An 18,581-nucleotide genomic window follows, 5' to 3' on the forward strand; every position below is an offset into this window, starting at 1 on the left:
CAAACACTCCCGTCATCCCCGCGAAGGCGGGGATCCAGGGTAACGGAGCGACGTCCTTCCTGACTCTGGATCCCCGCCTTCGCGGGGATGTTAAGTTAAGCTTCCCGCACCCGCAGCGTAGCCAGCGCCGCCAGCGCCATCACCGCCGCAGCAATCGCCATCGTCCAGATCGGCTGGCCCGGGAAGACGTGCCGCATCACCGTGCCGATCACCGTCGCCACCAGCAGCTGCGGGATGACGATGAAGACGTTGAACAGGCCCATATATACGCCGAGCTTGGCCTGGGGCAGCGACGAGGCGAGGATCGCATAGGGCATGGCGAGGATCGAGGCCCAGGCAATGCCGATGCCGATCTCGGCGAGCAGCAGCGCATTGGCGTCACGGATCACCAGGAAGCTCGCATAGCCGAGCGCGCCGAGCCCCAGCGCAATCGCATGGGTCCGCGTCTTGCCGAAGCGGCGAGCGAGCGGGCGCAGCAGGAACAGCGCCGCCAGGGTCGCGACGGCGTTCTGGGCGGCGAGGAGGATGCCGACCCAGTTACCGGCTTCATTGTAAAGGGCACCGGTGGTGTCCGGCGCGTGGAAGACATATTGGGCGACCACCGGCGTGGTATAGACCCACATGATGAACAGCGCCGACCAGCTGAAGAACTGGACGAGCGCAAGCCGCTTCATCAGCGGCGGCATCCCGGAGAAATCGCCCATCAGGTCGCCGAGGATGCCGGCATGGGTCACCGCCGTGATCATCCGGGCAATACCGAATGCGGCAAGCAGGCCGGCGAGCAGGTACAGCTCTTTCTCGAGCCCGGTAGCGAAGACCAGCGTACAGAGTGCGATGCCGGCGATCAGCCAGGGCACGCCCGCGCCGATGGTGGCCGGCGGCGGCGGGGGCAGCGCTTCGACAGGGCCATCGAACGCCGCGATCTCCTCCGGCGAATATTCGCGGGTGGTGAACACCGTCCACAGCACCGCCAGCAGCAGCGCCGCGCCGCCCAGGTAGAAGCTCCAGCGCACCGTATCGGGCAGGCCGCCATTCGGCGCGACGTTCGACACGCCGAAATGGTCGAGCAGGAACGGCGTCGCCGACCCGATAACCGCGCCCGCGCCGATGAAGGCGGTCTGGATCGCATAGCCCGCCGTGTGCTGCTCCTTGTCGAGCATGTCGCCGACGAATGCGCGGAACGGCTCCATCGAGACGTTGAGCGAAGCGTCGAGCACCCAGAGCAGCAGCGCCGCGACAAGCAGCACCGGCGCATTGGGCATGCCGATCAGCGCCAGCGTCGCCAGCACCGCACCGGCGAGGAAATAGGGGCGCCGCCTACCGAACCGGCCCCAGGTCCGGTCCGAATAATGGCCGATGACCGGCTGGACGAGCAGGCCGGTCAGCGGGGCGGCGATCCACAGCAGGGGGAGATTGTCGATGCTCTCGCCCAGCGACTGGAAGACGCGGCTCATGTTCGCGTTCTGCAGCGCGAAACCGATCTGGATGCCCAGGAAGCCGAAGCTGATGTTCCACAGCCCGGCAAATCCCTGGCGTGGTCGCCCCCCTGCCTTGCTCACCGGCGGCGAGCCTTCTTGCCCGGGGCGACGAAGCGGATCGCCTCGCCGCCACCCGGCGCCAGCGCGATGCTGAGCGTGTCGCCTTTCTTCACCTGCTTCGTCTCGATCGTGATCGAGTGACGCGCATCGGTGCGGTAATCGGCACCCGGGCCGTCGCGATAGATCTCGGCGGTGTAGGTCTTGCCCGCGTCGAGGAAGTCGAGCGTCACGGTCGAGCTGCGTGCCTCCTCGTCACCGACGGCGCCGAGATACCAGTCGTCGCTGCCCTTGGCCTTGCGGACGATCGTCGCATAGTCGCCGACTTCGCCGTTCAGCACGCGGGTGTCGCTCCAGTCGGTCGGCACGTCGCGGATGAACTTCATCTCGCGCGGATACTTGGCGTAGTTCTCGGGCGTATCGGCAGCCATCACCACTGGCGAGTAGAGCACGACGTACAGGCCGAGCTGCTTGGCGATGGTCGACTTGATCGCCGACCCGTTCGAGCCGCTGAGGCTCAGCACGCCCGGGGTGAAGTCCATCGGGCCGCCGAGCAACTGGGTGAAGACCATGTTGGCCTCATGCTCGGGCGGGTTCTTGCCGCCCTCCCAGGCGTTGTATTCCATGCCGCGGCCGCCCTCGCGTGCCACCCAGTTCGGGTAGGTGCGGCGGAGACCCGTGTCCTTGACCGGCTCGTGGCTGTCGATCGAGACATGGTACTTGGCGGCGGTCTCCACCACACGCAGATGGTGGTTCACCATCCACTGGCTCTCATGCCATTCGCGGTGCTGCGAGCCGTCCGGGTCGACGCGCTCGATCTGGCCGGCATCGGTGACATAGCCGGTCTTCACCACCGGGATTCCATGATCCTGCGCATATTTGAACGCACGGTCGAGCTGGCCGTCATAATGGCTGGCGGAGCCGCCGGTCTCGTTATGGCCGATCAGGTACACGCCCTTGGCCTTGGAATAGCGCGCCAGCTCGGCGGCGTCGAAATCCTCGGTCGGCTGGTCGAAGTTCATGTCCTTGCCGTTGCCGAACCAGTTGCCGTCCCAACCGACATTCCAGCCCTCGACCAGCACACCGGGGATGCCATTGGCGGCGGCGAAATCGATATACTGCTTCACATGCGCGGTGGTGGCGCCGTGCTTGGGCCCACGCGACCAGGTCCATTCGCCCTTGATCATGTTCCACCACACGCCGACGAACTTGCCCGGCTTGATCCAGGAGACATCGCCGAGCTTGTTCGGCTCGTTGAGGTTCAGTGTCATCCGGCTGGCGGCGTAGAGGCCAGCAGCGTCATCGGCGATCGCGATGGTGCGCCACGGCGTCGAGAAGCCTGCATCGCGCGAGACCTTGGGAGCGCCGGCGCCCGGGGTGAGCGAGGCCTTGAAGCTGTTCCCCTCGGCCCGCTGCAGGTTCATCGCGGCATAGTCGACCAGCGCCGCCTCGTGCAGCGCGACATGGGTGCCGTCGGCGAGCTTGACCGTCATCACCGTCTGCGCGGTGCCGACCGCGTCGAGCGGGGTCTTGTTGTAGAGATATTCCTCGCGGTTCCACAGATAGGCCGGCTTCCACCAGGCGGTGCCCGGCCCGGCAAAGGCGAACTCGGTCAGCTCGTCGGCGATGTTGGCGTGCTTGAGATTGGCCTGGGCCGGCAGCGTGTAGCGGAAGCCGACGCCGTCGTCGAAGATCCGGAAGGTGACGTCCATCTCGCGCTTGAGATCGGACTTCTCCTGCAGGCGGATCGTCATCTCGGTGTGGTTGTCGCGGATCGTCGACCATTCACCGAAGGGCTGCGCCCATGTCGTATCCGACTTGTCGCGCTTCACTTCGACCACGCGCATGCCCCGGTCCAGCTTCGGGGCATCGGTGAACAGGAAGCCGAGGCGGCTGTCGGTGAGCAGCGGCTTGCCCGCGCGCTGGACGGCGTAGCTCGCCCTGCCCTCGCCATCGATGCTGATCGTGACGGAGATCTTGCCGTCGGGCGACGCCGCACGGGCAACCGCATTGCCTTCCAGCTTCTGCGACAGGTCGTCCTGCGCCAGCGCGGGCGGTACGAAGCTGAAGGTGGCGAGCGCCAGCGCGAGGGGGGCGAGTTTCATGGGGTACTCCTCAAGCTTCGGTGCGGGCGATCAACCCGGAATAGGGGGCGAAGGTCCAGTCGGAGACCTCGCCGGTCGAGAGCAGCGGGCGCCACTGCCCGGCATCCGCCGGCGTGAATTGCTGCGCAGTGTCGCCCAGATTGAACAGGCAGAGCAAGCGCTCGCCCTCGCCTTCGCGCTCGAAGGCGAGCAGTCCGCCCGGCGTGTCGAGAAAGGCGATGTCGCCGGTCCGCAGCGCGGGCGAGCCGTTGCGGAGCGCCAGCACCTGGCGGGTCCAGGCGAGCAGCGAGCCGGCATCGGCATTCTGCGCATCGATCGCCAGCCGGGCGTGGTTGGGGCCGACCGGCAGCCAGGGCTTGCCACTGGTGAAGCCGAGCTGCGGCGCGTCCGCTTCCCAGGGCATCGGCGTGCGGGCGCCGTCGCGGGAGAGGGTGCGCGGCCAGTTGGCGATCGCCTCGGGATCCTGCAGGTCCTCGAACGGGATATCGACCTGGTCGAGGCCCAGTTCCTCGCCATAGTAGAGGAAGATATTGCCGCGCAGCGCCGCGAGCAGCAGCATCTTCATCCGCGCGAATGCATCGGCCTGCTCGGGCGCGGCCCAGCGCGAGACGGCGCGCGGGGCGTCATGGTTCTCGAACGCCCAGCTCGGCCAGCTGCCGCCCGAGGGCCAGTTCTCCAGTGCCTCGCGCACCGCCGATCCAGTCAGTTGCGACGCGTAGAGGAAGTCGAAGCCATAGGCGGTGTTGAGCCGGTTGTTGCCGGCGGTGAACAGCTTCATCTCGCGGTCCGCATCCGCACCGCCCACTTCGGCGACGGTGAAGCGATCGGGATATTCGTCGAACACCTCGCGCAGCCGCTCGAGGAACGGCGGAATGTCCGCATGGCTCTGGTTGTAGATATGCAACTGGAAGTCGAACGGCCGCGTACGAGGCGTGTTCGAATCCGGCGCCGGCGGATTGTCACGAAATTCCGGGTCGTGCATCGAGAAGTTGATCGCATCGATGCGGAAGCCGTCCACCCCGCGATCGAGCCAGAAGCGCGTGATCGCGAGCAGCTCTTCCTGCACTTCCGGCAGGTGGCAGTTGAGCTGCGGCTGCTCCTTGAGGAAATTGTGCATGTAATATTGGCCGCGGCGCGCGTCCCAGGTCCAGGCCGGGCCGCCGAACACCGACTGCCAGTTGGTCGGCGGCGAGCCATCGGGCCTGGCGTCGTGCCAGACATACCAGTCGGCCTTGGGATTGTCGCGGCTGGCTCGGCTCTCGACGAACCAAGGATGCTGGTCGCTGGTGTGGGCCCAGACCTGGTCGATCAGCACCCGCAGCCCGAGCGCATGGGCGCGGGCGATCAGCGCGTCGAAGTCGGCGAGCGTGCCGAAGATCGGATCGACGTCGCGATAGTCCGCCACGTCATAGCCGAAATCGGCCATGGGCGACTTGAAGAAAGGCGAAAGCCAGATCGCATCGACGCCCAGGCTCGCGACATAGTCGAGACGCTGGGTAATCCCCGGCAGGTCGCCGATGCCGTCGCCGTTGGAATCGAAGAAGCTGCGCGGGTAGATCTGGTAGATCGAGGCGCCCTTCCACCAGGGTTGGGCATCACGGGGTTCCGCTTTCGCGGCAAGCTGGGTCACTTCTGGGTCTCCGCCGCGCACACCGCATAACCGAGCGGTGGCAGGGTGATGGTCAGGGAGCCGGGGGCGCTGGCGCGAGGCGCGCAGCTTCCGGCGAGGGAACGGAAATTCATTGATTTCACTTCGACTTGCACCTGACGGGTCAGCGGCTCGGTCGAGGTGTTGAAGGCGAGCAGCACTTCGGCGCCGGTGGCGGGATCGAAGCGCGAGAAGGCGAGCAGGCCGGGCTTGTCCTCGCGGGCGCGGAGCAGCTGGCGACCACGCGTGAGTGCGGGCGTCGCGGTGCGCAGCCGGGCGAGTGCCGCTATCTCCTTGAAGATGGGCCCATTCTCGTCGAAGCGCGGGGCGGCGGTGGTAGCGTCGCTGCCGACCAGCTTGCGAGCATTGTACTGCGCGACCTTGCTGCCGAACTGGTCCTCGCGCGCATCTATGTCATTGGAACCGCCGGAAAATCCCTGCTCGTCTCCGGCATAGATGGTCGGCACGCCGCGCAGGGTCAGCAGCAGGGCGTTGGAGAGCAGCACGCGCCGCAATACCTCCGCCTCGCTTGCCTCCGGGAACGCCTTGCGCACGAAGAAGGCGAAGCGGCCATTGTCGTGATTGCCCGAGAAGGTCGGCAGAATCGCCGCCGTATCAGTGCCTTGCGCGTAGAGCACATCGCCGTCGAACAGCTTCTCGAACACGTCGGTGCCCCTGGTCCCTGCGACGCTGTCGAGCAGCGCCTGGCGGAAGGCGAAGTCGAGGACCGAGGGCAGTTTCGCGGTGATCGTGTGCGCGGCCTGGGCGGCCGGATCGGCGACTTCGCCGAAGATGTGAAAATGCGGGATACGGTTCGCCTCGGCACGTTCGCGCATTTTGGGCACGAACGCGGCCCAGAACTCCGGATTCACGTGCCTTGCGGTGTCGATACGGAAGCCGTCGACCTTGAACCGGTCGATCCAGCCGCCATAGATCTCGACCATCCCCTCGAGCACGCGCGGATGCTCGGTCATCAGGTCGTCGAGCCCGACGAAATCGCCCATCAGCGAGCTCTCGCCGGCGAAGGTCGAGTCGCCGCGATTGTGGTAGTAGATCGGGTCGTTGAGCCAGGCCGGGTGCTTGATCGCCTTCTCGCCCTCGGGGACGAAGGGGGTGTAGGCGTAGCTCGGATCGGTCAGCCTGGCGAAGTTCTCCGCAGTGGCGACATCGTCGCCGGCGAAGCCCGGGTTGATCGGTGCGCCGCCCATCCCGCCTCGGCGCTGGTACGGATAGTCCGCCCGGCCGCGATAGGCGCAGGTGCCGCATTCGCGATACTGGATAACGTCGGCCGTGTGGTTCACGACGATGTCCATGTAGACTTTCATGCCCCTCGCATGCGCCGCTGCGACCAGAGCGGCGAAATCCGCGTCGGTGCCGAGATGCGGATCGACATGGGTGAAGTCGGTGATCCAATAGCCGTGATAGCCGGCGCTCTGCTGGCCCGGCCCGCCCTGCACCGGCTTGTTCACGAAGATCGGCGCGACCCAGATCGCAGTGATGCCGAGCTTCTGGAGATAGGGGAGCTTCTGGGTCAGGCCCTTGAGGTCGCCGCCATGATAATAGCGGGCGTCGCTGGGATCGAAGCCGGTTCTGCTGCGGTCGCCGGTGAGGCCACCACGGTCGTTCGAGGGATCGCCATTGGCGAAGCGGTCGGGGAGGACGAAGTATATCACTTCGTCCTGGGGCAGGCGGGCGCGGAAGTCCTGCGCGGCAGCGGGAGTTGCGGCGAGGAGGGCAAGGGCCCCCAGCTTTCCACATACCCCCGTCATCCCCGCGAAGGCGGGGATCCAGGGTGGCAGAGCGCTTCCCTTGGCGACTCTGGATCCCCGCCTCCGCGGGGATGACGATGGGAATTTGGGGGAAGTCGATGGGGTTTTCATGCCGCCGCCCCCGCGCAATGCTGGGCGATGAACGCCGCGTGATCCTGCATCTGCGCGACTTCGCGGGCGCCAAGCAGCTCGATCAGCTCGAGATATTCCGCCATCTCTTCATGCGAAGGCGCATCGGCCAGCGGGTGATACCCCTCCGCCGTAATCCCCTGCCCCGCCAGCACCTGGAACCAGGCAACTTCGCTGAACAGGTCCGCCTCGCCACGGACGATCCCGCCCGAGGCGCGCCACAGCGCGATCTTGTGCTTCAGGCTCTCCGGCAGCGCTGCCGTGCGCCGCTCGGCCCAGAAGGGCTCGTCGCGGTCGTTCGCCCAGTAATGCAGCACCAGGAAGTCGCGGATGCGGTCATATTCGAGATGCGCCTGGCGATCATATTCGTCGCGCTGGACCTGCGAGACATGCCGGCCAGGCAGCAGCTTGAGGATCCGCTCGATGCCCGACTGGATCATGTGGATGCTGGTCGATTCCAGCGGCTCGAGGAACCCGCTGGCGAGCCCCAGCGCGATGACATTGTGCTTCCAGAAGCCCGTCCGCTTGCCCGCGGTGAAGCGCAGCGGTCGCGGATCGCCCAGCGGCTTCTCGTCCAGCCCGGCGAGCAGCCGCGCCGCCGCCTCGTCGTCCGACAGATGCGCGCTGGAATAGACGATGCCGTTGCCGGTGCGGTGCTGGAGCGGGATGCGCCACTGCCAGCCGGCGCCGTGCGCGGTGGCGCGGGTATAGGGGGTGAAGTCGCGGGCGCGCTCGGACGGCACCGCCATCGCACGGTCGCAGGGGAGCAGGTCGCTCCACGCCTCGAACCCGGCGCCCAGCGTCTCGCCGAGCAGCAGCGCGCGGAAGCCCGTGCAGTCGATGAACAGGTCGCCCGCCACCTCCCGCTCGCCGTCGAGCTTCAGCGCAGTGACGTCCCCGCTCTCGCCGTCGCGATCGACCGAGACGATCCGCCCCTCGATCCGCTCCACGCCGCCACTCTCGGCAAGCCCCCGCAGGAAGCGCGCATAGAGCCCGGCGTCGAAGTGAAAGGCATAGGGCATTTCGGGCAGCAGCTTCGCCGTCCGCGCCGGGCCGCGCTGCATCCGGTTGGCCAGCGCCGCCTGGTTGTTCAGCGAATAGGCAGCGAGCGGCTTGGCCACGCCTTCCGCCTTCCCGCGCAGCCAGCTGTGCTGGAAGGCGAGCAGGCCGTTCTCGCGCCCGACATCGCCGAACGCATGCATGTAGCGCCCGCCCTTCGTCCAGCCGACGAACTCGATCGCCAGCTTGAAGCTCGCCTGGGTGGCGGCCATGAACCGGTTCTCGTCGATGCCGAGCCCAGCGTTGAACAGGCGGAGCTGGGGGATCGTCGCCTCGCCCACCCCGACCGTGCCGATCTCCTCGGATTCGACCAGGGTGATGCGGTGGCTCTTGCCCAGGAAGCGCGCGAAGGCCGCCGCGGCCATCCAGCCCGCGGTGCCGCCGCCGGCGATCACGATCCGGATCGGCTGCTCAGTCTGCACGTCGGCGCCCTCTAAAAAACAGGTGGCCCGGCCGGGAAGCCGGGCCACAGCTCGGGGGGATCAGAACTTGTAGGTCAGGCCGAGATAATAGTCGCGGCCGTAGCGCTGATATTCGCGCACCAGGCGAGGATCGGTCGCCTCGGTGGTGACGAAGGGCTGATCGGTGATGTTCTTCGCCTGGGCGAGGATCGAGAGGCCGGCCAGAGGACCGCTCTTGAACTCATAGCCGATCTGCGCGTCGAGCACGCCTTCCGCACGGCCCTGGCGATATTCCGGGTTGGCCGAGAGACCCGCCAGTTCCGCCAGGAAGCTGTCACGCCAGCGATAGGTGGCACGCGCCTGGAAGCCGTTCTTCTCGAAATAGGCCGTACCGGTGGCAACCCACTTGGACTGGCCGGGCAGCGTGATCGGGTTCACGTTGTTGGCGTAGCGGATCTTGCTGTCGACATAGGTGCCGCTGGCGAAGACGCCGAAGCCGTCGAGCGCGCTGCTGAACACGGTGAAGGGCAGCGAGGCCGTGGCTTCCACGCCCAGGATGTCGCCCCGGCCGGTGTTCGCCGGCGAGCTGACCAGGCCGAACTGCGCGTTCTGGCCGCGGACGATCGCCTGCTGCGCCGGGGTGAGCGCCGGGAGCAGCGCCGAGAAGTCGTACAGCACCGAGTTGTTCGGATCGACGAAGTCGGTCAGGTGCTTGAAGAAGCCGGTCAGCGCCAGATAGCCGCCGCTGTTGCCGAGATACTTCTCGAACGAGATGTCGATATTGGTCGACTGATAGGGACGCAGCCGCGCATTGCCGCCGTTCGAGCTGAACGGGCTGTTCTGCGGCAGGCTGCCCTGGCCGATCTTCGAGATGTCGATCGACACCGCCTGGGTCACGCGCTCCTGGTCGAGACGCGGGCGCACCATCGTCTGGGCGGCGCCCAGCTTGATGAAGAAGTTCGGCTGGAGCTCGAGGCTGAACGAGGCCGAGGGCAGGAAGTTGGTGTAGCTCTCCGAGCTGTTCACCGGAGAGATCGTCACCACGCCGCCGTTCAGCGCGGCGATCTGGCCGTCACCGCCCTGCTTGGTGTGGACCACCTGCAGGCCGAGCGAGCCGCGCAGCGCCTTGCCGCCCACCGTGCCGTCGATGGTCAGCTTGGCATAGCCGGTCAGCACGTCCTCGGTGACGGTATTGTCGCGGACCAGCGAGTCCGGACGGTTGTCGAACACCGAGTTGAGCAGGCCGTAGACCTTCATCGGATCGACGGTCAGCATCTGGGGAACGCCCAGATAGTCGAGGCTCACCTTCTCGCCGAGCAGCACGTCGTTGGGCACCGCGAAGCTGGTCGGCGTGCCGCTGGCGACGGTGCAGCCCGTGCCGCCGCCCTTGGGGCAGAGGAAATAGCTGGTGTACTTGCTCTGCTTCTCGCGCCGGCTGAAATTGCCGCCGACTTCCCAGGCGCTCAGCACGCTGCCACTGATCTCGCCCTTGAAGCTGGCGCGCAGCGACTTGAGGTCGTCGGTGAAGTCGGGCCGGTTGAGGAAGCCGGCCTGCACCACCGCGGTGGTGCCGTTATAGCCCCAGCCGCGCGGATCGGTCAGGCTGATGATGCTGGTGTTCGAATAGTCGAGCGTCGGCACGATGTTGAAGGTGCCGTCGCTGTTCTGGTGGATCTTCACCGTGTCCTTGACGCCGGACGAATTGTAGCCGGTGCCCGAATAGGTCTCGAGCAGGAAGTCGGTGCGGGTGGCGCGGCTCCAGCTGGCGTCCACGTTGAAGTGGATCGTGTCGCTCAGCTTGAAGTCGTTGTTCCAGCCGAGCGAGATGTTCTCGGCCTTGCGCTCGTTCAGGTCGTTGCGCTGGACGTTGACCAGGTTGCTGATCGTCGCATCGGTGACCAGCCCGTTCTGCACGGTATAGCCCGGCGCGATCACGCCGCTCGAGCCCCAGGTCGGCGCGATGCCGAACTCGATGCCGCGCAGGTGCTGGGTTTCCTTGAAGTTCGAATAGAGCGCGTCGAAGGTCGAGTGGAAATTGTCGCTCGGCGCCCATTCGATCGTCGCGACGCCGCCATAGCGCTTCAGCAGGTTCGACTGGACATAGGGCTTGGCGCCGCCGAGCAGCAGGTTGCCGCCGACCGCCGGATCGTTCGGGAAGCCCCAGGCGGCATAGCGCTCGATCTGGGTGGGCGTGTTCTGCGCCGACAGGCCAATGGCGATGCCCAGCGTGTCGTTGGCGAACTTGCCGACGTACGTAGCGGAAGCCTTATAGCCGAAGCGGGTGCCGTCCGGGTTGAGCTTGTCGGTCTCGTTCATCTGGCCGCGGGCGGAGACGACGAAGGTGTTCTTCTTCTGGTCGAGCGGGCGCAGCATGCGCAGGTCGACGGTGCCGGCGATGCCCGCGGCGATCAGCGAGGCGTCGGCCGACTTGTAGACATTGACGTTCTTGAAGAACTCGGACGGATACTGGTCATATTCGACGCCCCGATTGTCGCCGACGGTGACCTGCTCGCGGCCGTTGAGCAGCGTGGTCGAGAAGTCGGGGCCCAGGCCGCGGATCGACAGGCGCTGGTCGCGCCCTTCGAGGCGCTGCGCGGTGACGCCCGGGATGCGGGCCAGCGAGTCGGCGATCGAGACGTCGGGCAGCTTGCCGATGTCTTCCGAGGAGACCGAGTCGACGATGGTGACGTTGTTGCGCTTGATGTTCGCCGACGAGGCCAGCGAGGCGCGGATGCCGGTGACGACCAGCTGGGCTTCGTCGCCCGCCGGCTGGTCGGCCGGGGCCGGCGCCGGATTGGCGTCCTGCGCGAAAGCCGGGGTCGCGCCCAGCATCAGCAGCGCGGCGCCGAGCGTGCGGGTGCTGGCACCCATCGAAAGCATACGCAGAATCGCTGCGTGATTGGACAAAGCCATCTTCAACCTCCCCAATATCCGCATCGCCTTCACTGGCGACGGTTTTTCTAAGCCTCCCCCAATTCGGCGCATGCGGCGGACAAGGGAAGGCAAGCGCATACGTATTCAGCAGCGACTTCCGATTTGGGGACAGGCAGGGTAGTTCAGGGGAACGCGCAGACATTGCGCGGCACGGGAGACGGAAACGGCATGGCCTCGCCGGACAAGCCGACATCGTTCGACATCGCGGCACTGGCGGGAGTCTCGCAGCCGACGGTGAGCCGTGCCCTGCGCGGCGACCCCACCGTCAACGAAGGCACGCGCAAGCGGATCGAAGCGATCGCCGCGCAGCTGGGCTACAAGGTCGACAAGAACGCATCGTCGCTGCGGCGCGGGCAGAGCAGCACGCTCGCCCTGCTGTTCTTCGAGGATCCGCTGCCCGACGGCACCGCGATCAACCCCTTCTTCCTCGCCATGCTCGGATCGATCCTGCGCACCTGCGCCAAGCGCGGCTACGACCTGCTCACCTCGTTCCAGCAGCTCTCGTCCAACTGGCACAAGGATTATGAGGACGCGCGCAAGGCCGACGGGCTGATCCTGCTCGGCTATGGCGATTACGAGCTGTACCGCGCCCGGCTGCAGGATCTGGTGCGCCAGGGCACGCATTTCGTCCGCTGGGGATCGGTCGAGCTCAACGGGCTCGGCACCACGATCGGCTGTGACAACATGCTGGGCGGGCGGCTGGCGGCGGAGCATCTGCTCGAGCGCGGCCGGCGGCGGCTGGCGTTCATCGGCGACGCGACCAGCCATTATCCCGAGTTCCGCGACCGCTATCACGGCTTTTGCGACACCCAGCTCGCCGCCGGGATCGAGCCCGATCCGCGGTTGCAGATCGGCGCGCTGTCGATCGAGGAATCGGGCTATGTCGCGGCGCAGGAGCTGCTGTTGGGCGGCGTGCCGTTCGACGCGATCTTCGCCGCATCGGACCTGATCGCGATCGGCGCGCTGCGGGCGCTGCAGGAAGCGGGCAAGTCGGTGCCGGGCGACGTCTCGGTGGTCGGCTTCGACGACATCCCGGCCGCCAGCCTGACCCACCCGCCGCTCACCACCGTCGCCCAGGACTATAACGCGGCGGGCGAGATGCTGGTCGACACGCTGATCGGCGAGATCGGCAACCATTCGTCGGAGATCCAGCTGCTGCCGCCGAAGTTGGTTGTGCGCAGGACGAGCTAGGCGCCTCTGTTCCCCTCCCTGCAAGGGAGGGGCTAGGGGTGGGTTAGAAAAGGTCGGGCTCGATGCCCGGCCTTTTCTGTTTTCGGCCAACGGCTCGTTGGGCTCGCTACGCTCGCAACCCACCCCCGGCCCCTCCCTTTCAGGGAGGGGAGTGAGAAAGGCGAGCCGCATGGGCCTCTTGCGGTTTACTGCGCCCCCCTTGTCTGACCATAAAGCAGCCGATGACGAAGAAGACCGCCAAGGAACGCTCGCCCAAGCCCGGTGCCCGGCTCACCATGCAGGACATCGCGCGTCTGGCGCAGGTCTCGACGCCGACCGTGTCGCGCGTGCTGAACGGCAGCCCGCTGGTGACCGAGGAGACGCGCGAGCGGGTGATGGCGGTGGCGCAGGCGCATGGCTATGCGGTCAACCGCAACGCCGCCAAGCTGCGCCACACGCGGACCAATACCGTGGCGGTGATGCTCGATTTCGGCTCGCACCGGCATGGCGCGATCGGCGATCCGTTCATCTTCGAGCTGCTCGCCGGCGTGTCCGAGGCGCTGTCGATCCGCAACCAGGACCTGCTGCTGTCTCCGCCCGGCCTGGAGGACGTCCGCGCCTTCCGCGACTTCTACCAGGCGCGCGGGGCGGACGGATTCATCGTGCTCGGCCAGGGCACACGCGACGCGATGCTGCGCGAGCTGGGCCGTGCTGATGTACCGCTCGTGGTGTGGGGTGCGGTCGCCCCGGACGCCGGCTATTGTGCGATCGGCAGCGACAATTTCCTCGGCGGCGAGCTGGCCGGGCGGCACTTCCTGGCAAAGCAGCGCAAGCACTGGCTGTTCGTCGGCGACATCCGCCACGAGGAGCTCCGCCTGCGCTACGAGGGGCTGTGCGCGGCGGCGAAAGAGCAGGACGACGTCACGGTCGACTTCCTGCCGATCGCCTCGATGGCCTTCCACGCCACTGCCGACACGGTGACCGCCTATCTCGCGGCCGGGCGACTCCCGGATGCGGTCTTCGCCTTCTCCGACACCGCGGCGATGGCGGTGACCGGCGCGTTCAAGGAGCGCGGCCTCACCGCCCCGCGCGACTATGCGCTGGTCGGCTACAACAACATCCCGCCGGCCGCGCATTTCAGCCCGGCGATCACCACGATCAACCAGAAGACCGACGTCGCCGGCGCGCTGCTCGTCGAGAAGCTGATGCAGCAGGTCGACGGCGGCCGCGCCCGCTCGACTACCCTGCCGACCGAGATCGTCGTCCGGGATACCTGAGGCGCATCCGCCCGCCCCAAGCCGCCATCCCGTCCCTCCCCGTCATCCCGACGAAAGTCGGGATCTCGTGCGGCCCCTTCCCCGCGGCTCCGCCTGAGATCCCGGCTTTCGCCGGGATGACGGGATGGGTCGATGCCTTTGTTCTTGAAAACGATATCAAAGAGCCTGTAACGCAACTTTCCATGAGTTTGGGGAGCGGGTGTTGGCTCGACTATTGAACGGCGCGGACGATGGGGTGCTCTTCGCGGAGGATGGCTGGTCGCTCGATGTGATCGGCGACGACCCCGCGCGCGAAGGCTGGGCCGCGACGATTCTCGCCCTCTCCAACGGCGCGCTGGGTGTGCGCGGGGCGATCGAGGAGCGGGCCCAGGCCAGCACCTTCCTCGCCCATACCTATGAGCAGGCGGAGATCCATTACCACGAGAAGCTCAAGGGCTTCGCCACCCGCTCCGACTCGCGCGTGCCGGTGGCCGAGGCTTTGGGGCTGGAAGTCCGCCTCGACGGCGAAGCAATCGATTTCACGCAGCTCCGCTCGGCCACCCGCCGCACGCTCGACCTGCGCGCCGGGATGCTCCGCCGCGAGACGCGCTGGTCCTTCCCCGACGGCCGCCTGCTCCGCATCCGCAGCGAGCGCATCGTGCCGCTCGACGGCAGCACCCTGCTGCTCCGCCGCTTCCAGGCCGAACTCGACGGCGAGGGCAGCATCACCCTCCACCCCCGCCTCGCCCCCGCCCCGAGCGGCGCCACCCAGTCCGACGACCCGCGCATCGGCGTGAACCTCGCCTCGCGCGGCTTCGCCACCGAGCAGGCAAGCGACGCGCAGGTCGTCGAGCGCCTGCCGGGCAGCGGCATCGGCGTCGCCGCCGTCCAGCGCACCCGCGAGGAAGACGGCTGGCTGCTCGTCGCGACCGGCTATGCCGCGGGCCACGACGCTTCGGAGACGCTGGCCGCCGACGCCGGCGCCCTTGCCGGCACCGCGCTCTCCGAAGGCTTCGATGCCGCCGCCACCGCCCAGCGCACCCTGCTCGACCGCTTCTGGGCCGCTGCCGACCTGACCATCGCCGGCGAGCCGCGCCTCGCCGCGACGCTGCGCGCCAACCTCTTCCACCTCTTCGCCTCGGCCGGCCGCGACGGCCGATCGAGCGCCGCGGCCAAGGGGCTGACCGGCGAAGGCTATGAGGGCCATTATTTCTGGGACACCGAGGCGTTCATGCTGCCGGTGCTCTCGGTGCTGGCACCCGACATCGCCCGCGCGATGCTGGTCTACCGCGCCGGCACGCTCGACGCCGCCTTCGCCAATGCCCGCGCGCTCGACCACAAACAGGGCGCGCTCTACGCCTGGCGCACGATCGAGGGCCGCGAATGCTCGGCCCATTATCCGAGCGGCTCGGCGCAGTACCACATCAATTCGGCCATCGCCTTCGCGATCGGCGCCTATGTCGACGCCACCGGCGACGAGGGCTTCCTGGTCGAGCATGGTGCGCGCATGCTGGTCGAGACCGCGCGGATCTGGCTGGCGCTGGGCGACTGGGCCGACGGGCAGTTCCACCTGCGCGGCGTCACCGGCCCGGACGAATATACCGCGCTGGTCGACGACAATTGGTACACCAACCGGATGGCGCAGAAGCATCTCCGCCTCGCCGTCTCGGCCGCCGAGCGCGTCGCCGGGATCGACCCCGAGGCCTGGGGCTGGCTCGCTGCCGAAATGGAACTCGCCCCGGCGGAGCTCGCCGAGTTCGCCCGCACCGCCGACGCCCTGCACCTGCCCTTCGACGCCGCCCGCGACCTCGACGCGCAGGATGCCAGCTTCCTCGACAAGCCGCGCTGGGACGTCGCCGGCACGCCCGCCAGCGAATTCCCGCTGCTGCTCCACTATCACCCGATGACGCTCTACCGGCACCAGGTGTCGAAGCAGGCCGACATCGTCCTTGCCATGGTGCTGGGCGGCGAGGAGGTCTCGCCGGAGCGCAAGCGCCGGGTGTTCGACCATTACGAGCCGATCACCACGCACGATTCCACCCTCTCCGCCTCGACCTTCGCGATCCTGGCGAACGAGGTCGGGCACGAGGCGCAGGCGCTGAAGTTCTTCGCCGAGACCAGCCTGGTCGACATCGACGACCGCCACGGCAATACCGGCCACGGCGTCCATATGGCGGCGCTCGCCGGCTCCTGGCTGGCACTGGTCTGGGGGTTCGCGGGTTTCCGTCCTCATGGCCCGCAGCTCCGCTTCCGCCCGACCCGCCCTGCCGACTGGCAAGGCTACGCCTTCGGCCTCAGCTGGCGCGGCACTTTGGTGCGCGTCGAAGTGGCGGGCGACCAGGTCACCTATCGCGCCGTCTCCGGGCCCGACATCGTGATCGGCCACCACGACAGCGAGATCCGCCTCGCCCCCGGCGCAAGCTGGACCGGAGCGCTGGCCGCATGAGTTTCAGGGGCGTCGCCTTCGACCTCGACGGGGTGCTGACCGACACCGCCCGCGCCCATTACCGCGCCTGGAAGCAGCTCGCCGACAGCCTCGCGATCCCGTTCGACGAGGCAGCAAACGAGGCGCTGAAGGGCGTCGACCGGATGGGCAGCCTCGCGCTGATCCTCGGCGACCGCCCCGGCTATGACGATGCCGAGCGCATCCGTCTCGCGACGCTGAAGAACGACTGGTATCTCGAGGAAATCGCCCATTTCGGCCCCCGCGACCTGTTCCCCGGCGCCCGCGAGGCGCTCGAGCAGTGCCGCGCCGCCGGGCTGGGCATCGCGCTTGCCTCGGCCAGCCGCAACGCCCCGCTGCTGATCGCGCGGATGCAGGTGGCCGAGCTGTTCGACACGATCATCGACCCGGCCAGCCTCGCCGCCGGCAAGCCCGCGCCGGACATCTTCCTCGCCGCCGCCAAGGCGCTGAACGTCGATCCGTCGGCGATGCTGGGGGTCGAGGATGCCCCTGCGGGCGTGCAGGCGATCCATGCGGCCGGGATGAAGGCGCTCGGCGTCGGCGACCGCGCCGCGCTGCCCGATGCCGACTGGATCATCCCGGCGATCGCGGATTTCGATCTACGCAACTACCCCTTCTAGCTCCCCTCCCTGGAAGGGAGGGGTTGGGGGTGGGTCCTTGCACGCGATACGGTGAGACTGGGAACATCGGCTACAGTATCGCCAAGCCTCCACCCACCCCTAGCCCCTCCCTTCCAGGGAGGGGAACGGGACTCACCCCCGCGTCAGCCGCTCCAGCCGCACCAGCGCCGCCGCGATCAGCACCAGCGGCACCAGCACGAGATAGAACGCCGTCTGGCCCGAGAAGCGGTCGAAGGTGAAGCCGGTGATGAACGATCCGATCGTGCCGCCCAGCGCCGAGAAGATCACCATCAGCCCGACCATCGAGGCATGGCGCTCGCGAGGCAGCGCGCTCAGCACCACCGAGGATACGATCGGGTAGATCGGCGCCATGAACACCCCGATCAGCGGGAAGATGTACGCGGCGATCGGCGCGTCGAACCAGCCCATCTCGGCGCGCGGCTGCAGCCCCCGGGTGGTCGGCAGGGTGAGCAGCACCAGCACCGCGATCAGCGCCAGGCAGCCGAGCAGCAGCCTGAGCCAGCCGAGCCGGGCAACCAGCCCACTGGCGCTCAGCCGGCCCACCGCCAGCGCCGCGATGAAGATGCTCGATGCCTGCACGCTCATCGCGCCCGGCAGATGCAGCACCTGGTTGTTGAAGGTCGGCAGCCAGGTGCCGACGCCCTGCTCGATCAGCACATAGAGGAAGATCGCGGTGAGGAAGGCGATGGTCGAGGGCAGCACGAGCAGCGCCAGCGCGTCGCGATAGCCGGCACTCGGCCGACCTTCGACGGCCTTTGCCGCACCCTCGTCGAGATCGGCGAACCACCAGAGCACGGCCGTGGCCAGTGCAAGCACCGCGACGACGCGGTAGACGCCCAGCCAGTCATGGCCCGTCGCATCCTCGCCGATGAACCAGCCGAACAGCCAGATGCCGGCCAGGATGCCGACCATGAACACGCCCTCGATCAGCGAGGTCAGGCTGGCATGGCGCGCCGGATCGGGGCGGACCAGGCCGATCGAGCTGTAGGTCGCCACCTTGGCGACGCCGAAGCACAGGCCGACCAGCACGAAGAAACCCTGCATCGCGACGAAGCTGTTGGCGAAGGAGATGGCAAGCGCGCCCGCCGCCACCGCGAGCATCACCCCGATCTGCGCGCGCCGGAAGCCGAAGCGCGGCAAATTGGTCGCGAACAGGAAGGAAGCGAGGACGACCGAGAGGTCCTTGCAGGCCTCCAGCGTCGCGGCATGCGTCTTGGTGACGCCGTAATGGGCGATCGACTGGAGGATCACCGTGCCGACGCTGTTCATCAGCAGCCCGAGCAGGGCGTAGCTGGTGATCAGGGCGGGCACCGCCCAGGCTGCGCGCTTCATAGGGATCCTCTCTGCCTTTTCATGCGTCGCCGGCGAAGCCGACCCGCTGATGCAATCCTTTTCAACGGATACACATGGCAAGGCCCGCTGAAAACCGCGGAATCAGGCAGTGTTGCGCCCTGGCACCAGCCCCCACAG

General features: G+C 67.4%; 11 protein-coding genes. 4 read left to right on the forward strand and 7 right to left on the reverse strand.

Annotated features, from left to right (window positions below):
* Window positions 1-95 precede the first annotated feature (95 nt).
* The 6 genes from ACEN8G_RS14495 to ACEN8G_RS14520 all read right to left on the reverse strand — a co-directional run bounded on the left by ACEN8G_RS14495 (window position 96) and on the right by ACEN8G_RS14520 (window position 11,526).
* On the reverse strand, window positions 96-1,559 hold the full coding sequence (locus ACEN8G_RS14495) for an MFS transporter (RefSeq protein WP_413417517.1): 1,464 nt from the start codon (window positions 1,557-1,559) through the stop codon (window positions 96-98).
* A complete protein-coding gene (locus ACEN8G_RS14500; protein WP_413417519.1) occupies window positions 1,556-3,640 on the reverse strand; it encodes a glycoside hydrolase family 97 protein in 2,085 nt (694 codons plus the stop codon). Before ACEN8G_RS14500 ends, ACEN8G_RS14495 begins: the two co-directional genes overlap by 4 nt.
* A gap of 10 nt (window positions 3,641-3,650) precedes the next feature.
* The gene (locus ACEN8G_RS14505) at window positions 3,651-5,270 is read right to left on the reverse strand and encodes an alpha-amylase family glycosyl hydrolase (protein ID WP_413417521.1); all 1,620 of its coding nucleotides are present in this window, start codon (window positions 5,268-5,270) and stop codon (window positions 3,651-3,653) included.
* Window positions 5,267-7,057 (reverse strand): alpha-amylase family glycosyl hydrolase, encoded by a 1,791-nt coding sequence (locus ACEN8G_RS14510; RefSeq protein WP_413740598.1) that lies wholly within the window; start codon window positions 7,055-7,057, stop codon window positions 5,267-5,269. Before ACEN8G_RS14510 ends, ACEN8G_RS14505 begins: the two co-directional genes overlap by 4 nt.
* A gap of 107 nt (window positions 7,058-7,164) precedes the next feature.
* Complete coding sequence (locus ACEN8G_RS14515) at window positions 7,165-8,667, reverse strand: tryptophan halogenase family protein (RefSeq protein ID WP_413418922.1); 1,503 nt, start codon at window positions 8,665-8,667, stop codon at window positions 7,165-7,167.
* 60 nt (window positions 8,668-8,727) lie between these two features.
* The gene (locus ACEN8G_RS14520; protein WP_413418926.1) at window positions 8,728-11,526 is read right to left on the reverse strand and encodes a TonB-dependent receptor; all 2,799 of its coding nucleotides are present in this window, start codon (window positions 11,524-11,526) and stop codon (window positions 8,728-8,730) included.
* Between the two features lie 222 nt (window positions 11,527-11,748).
* On the opposite strand from ACEN8G_RS14520, the gene ACEN8G_RS14525 reads away from it, so the two are divergent.
* The 4 genes from ACEN8G_RS14525 to pgmB all read left to right on the forward strand — a co-directional run bounded on the left by ACEN8G_RS14525 (window position 11,749) and on the right by pgmB (window position 17,090).
* A complete protein-coding gene (locus ACEN8G_RS14525; protein ID WP_413418924.1) occupies window positions 11,749-12,771 on the forward strand; it encodes a LacI family DNA-binding transcriptional regulator in 1,023 nt (340 codons plus the stop codon).
* Window positions 12,772-12,992: 221 nt separating this feature from the next.
* Window positions 12,993-14,027: a LacI family DNA-binding transcriptional regulator gene (locus ACEN8G_RS14530; protein WP_413419418.1), complete on the forward strand. Its 1,035-nt coding sequence runs from the start codon at window positions 12,993-12,995 to the stop codon at window positions 14,025-14,027.
* Window positions 14,028-14,229: 202 nt separating this feature from the next.
* Window positions 14,230-16,452 carry a glycoside hydrolase family 65 protein gene (locus ACEN8G_RS14535; protein ID WP_413740600.1) on the forward strand — a complete coding sequence of 741 codons (2,223 nt, stop codon included), beginning with the start codon at window positions 14,230-14,232 and terminating at the stop codon, window positions 16,450-16,452.
* Window positions 16,449-17,090, forward strand: coding sequence for a beta-phosphoglucomutase (gene pgmB / locus ACEN8G_RS14540; protein ID WP_413418835.1), 642 nt, complete (start codon window positions 16,449-16,451; stop codon window positions 17,088-17,090). Before ACEN8G_RS14535 ends, pgmB begins: the two co-directional genes overlap by 4 nt.
* A gap of 132 nt (window positions 17,091-17,222) precedes the next feature.
* Here the strand turns inward: pgmB and ACEN8G_RS14545 are convergent, their stop codons facing one another.
* On the reverse strand, window positions 17,223-18,443 hold the full coding sequence (locus ACEN8G_RS14545; RefSeq protein ID WP_413418837.1) for an MFS transporter: 1,221 nt from the start codon (window positions 18,441-18,443) through the stop codon (window positions 17,223-17,225).
* Window positions 18,444-18,581: the final 138 nt, after the last annotated feature.

The organism is Sphingomonas sp. Sphisp66 (assembly GCF_047324325.1).
Lineage (GTDB): Bacteria > Pseudomonadota > Alphaproteobacteria > Sphingomonadales > Sphingomonadaceae > Sphingomonas.

Excerpts from the sequence above, each read along its gene's own strand:
- ACEN8G_RS14500 (WP_413417519.1), bottom strand. The coding sequence starts at position 3,640 with ATGAAACTCGCCCCCCTCGCGCTGGCGCTCGCCACCTTCAGCTTCGTA.
- ACEN8G_RS14510 (WP_413740598.1), bottom strand. The coding sequence starts at position 7,057 with ATGACGGGGGTATGTGGAAAGCTGGGGGCCCTTGCCCTCCTCGCCGCA.
- ACEN8G_RS14520 (WP_413418926.1), bottom strand. The coding sequence starts at position 11,526 with ATGCTTTCGATGGGTGCCAGCACCCGCACGCTCGGCGCCGCGCTGCTG.
- ACEN8G_RS14525 (WP_413418924.1), top strand. The coding sequence starts at position 11,749 with ATGGCCTCGCCGGACAAGCCGACATCGTTCGACATCGCGGCACTGGCG.
- ACEN8G_RS14530 (WP_413419418.1), top strand. The coding sequence starts at position 12,993 with ATGACGAAGAAGACCGCCAAGGAACGCTCGCCCAAGCCCGGTGCCCGG.
- pgmB (WP_413418835.1), top strand. The coding sequence starts at position 16,449 with ATGAGTTTCAGGGGCGTCGCCTTCGACCTCGACGGGGTGCTGACCGAC.
- ACEN8G_RS14545 (WP_413418837.1), bottom strand. The coding sequence starts at position 18,443 with ATGAAGCGCGCAGCCTGGGCGGTGCCCGCCCTGATCACCAGCTACGCC.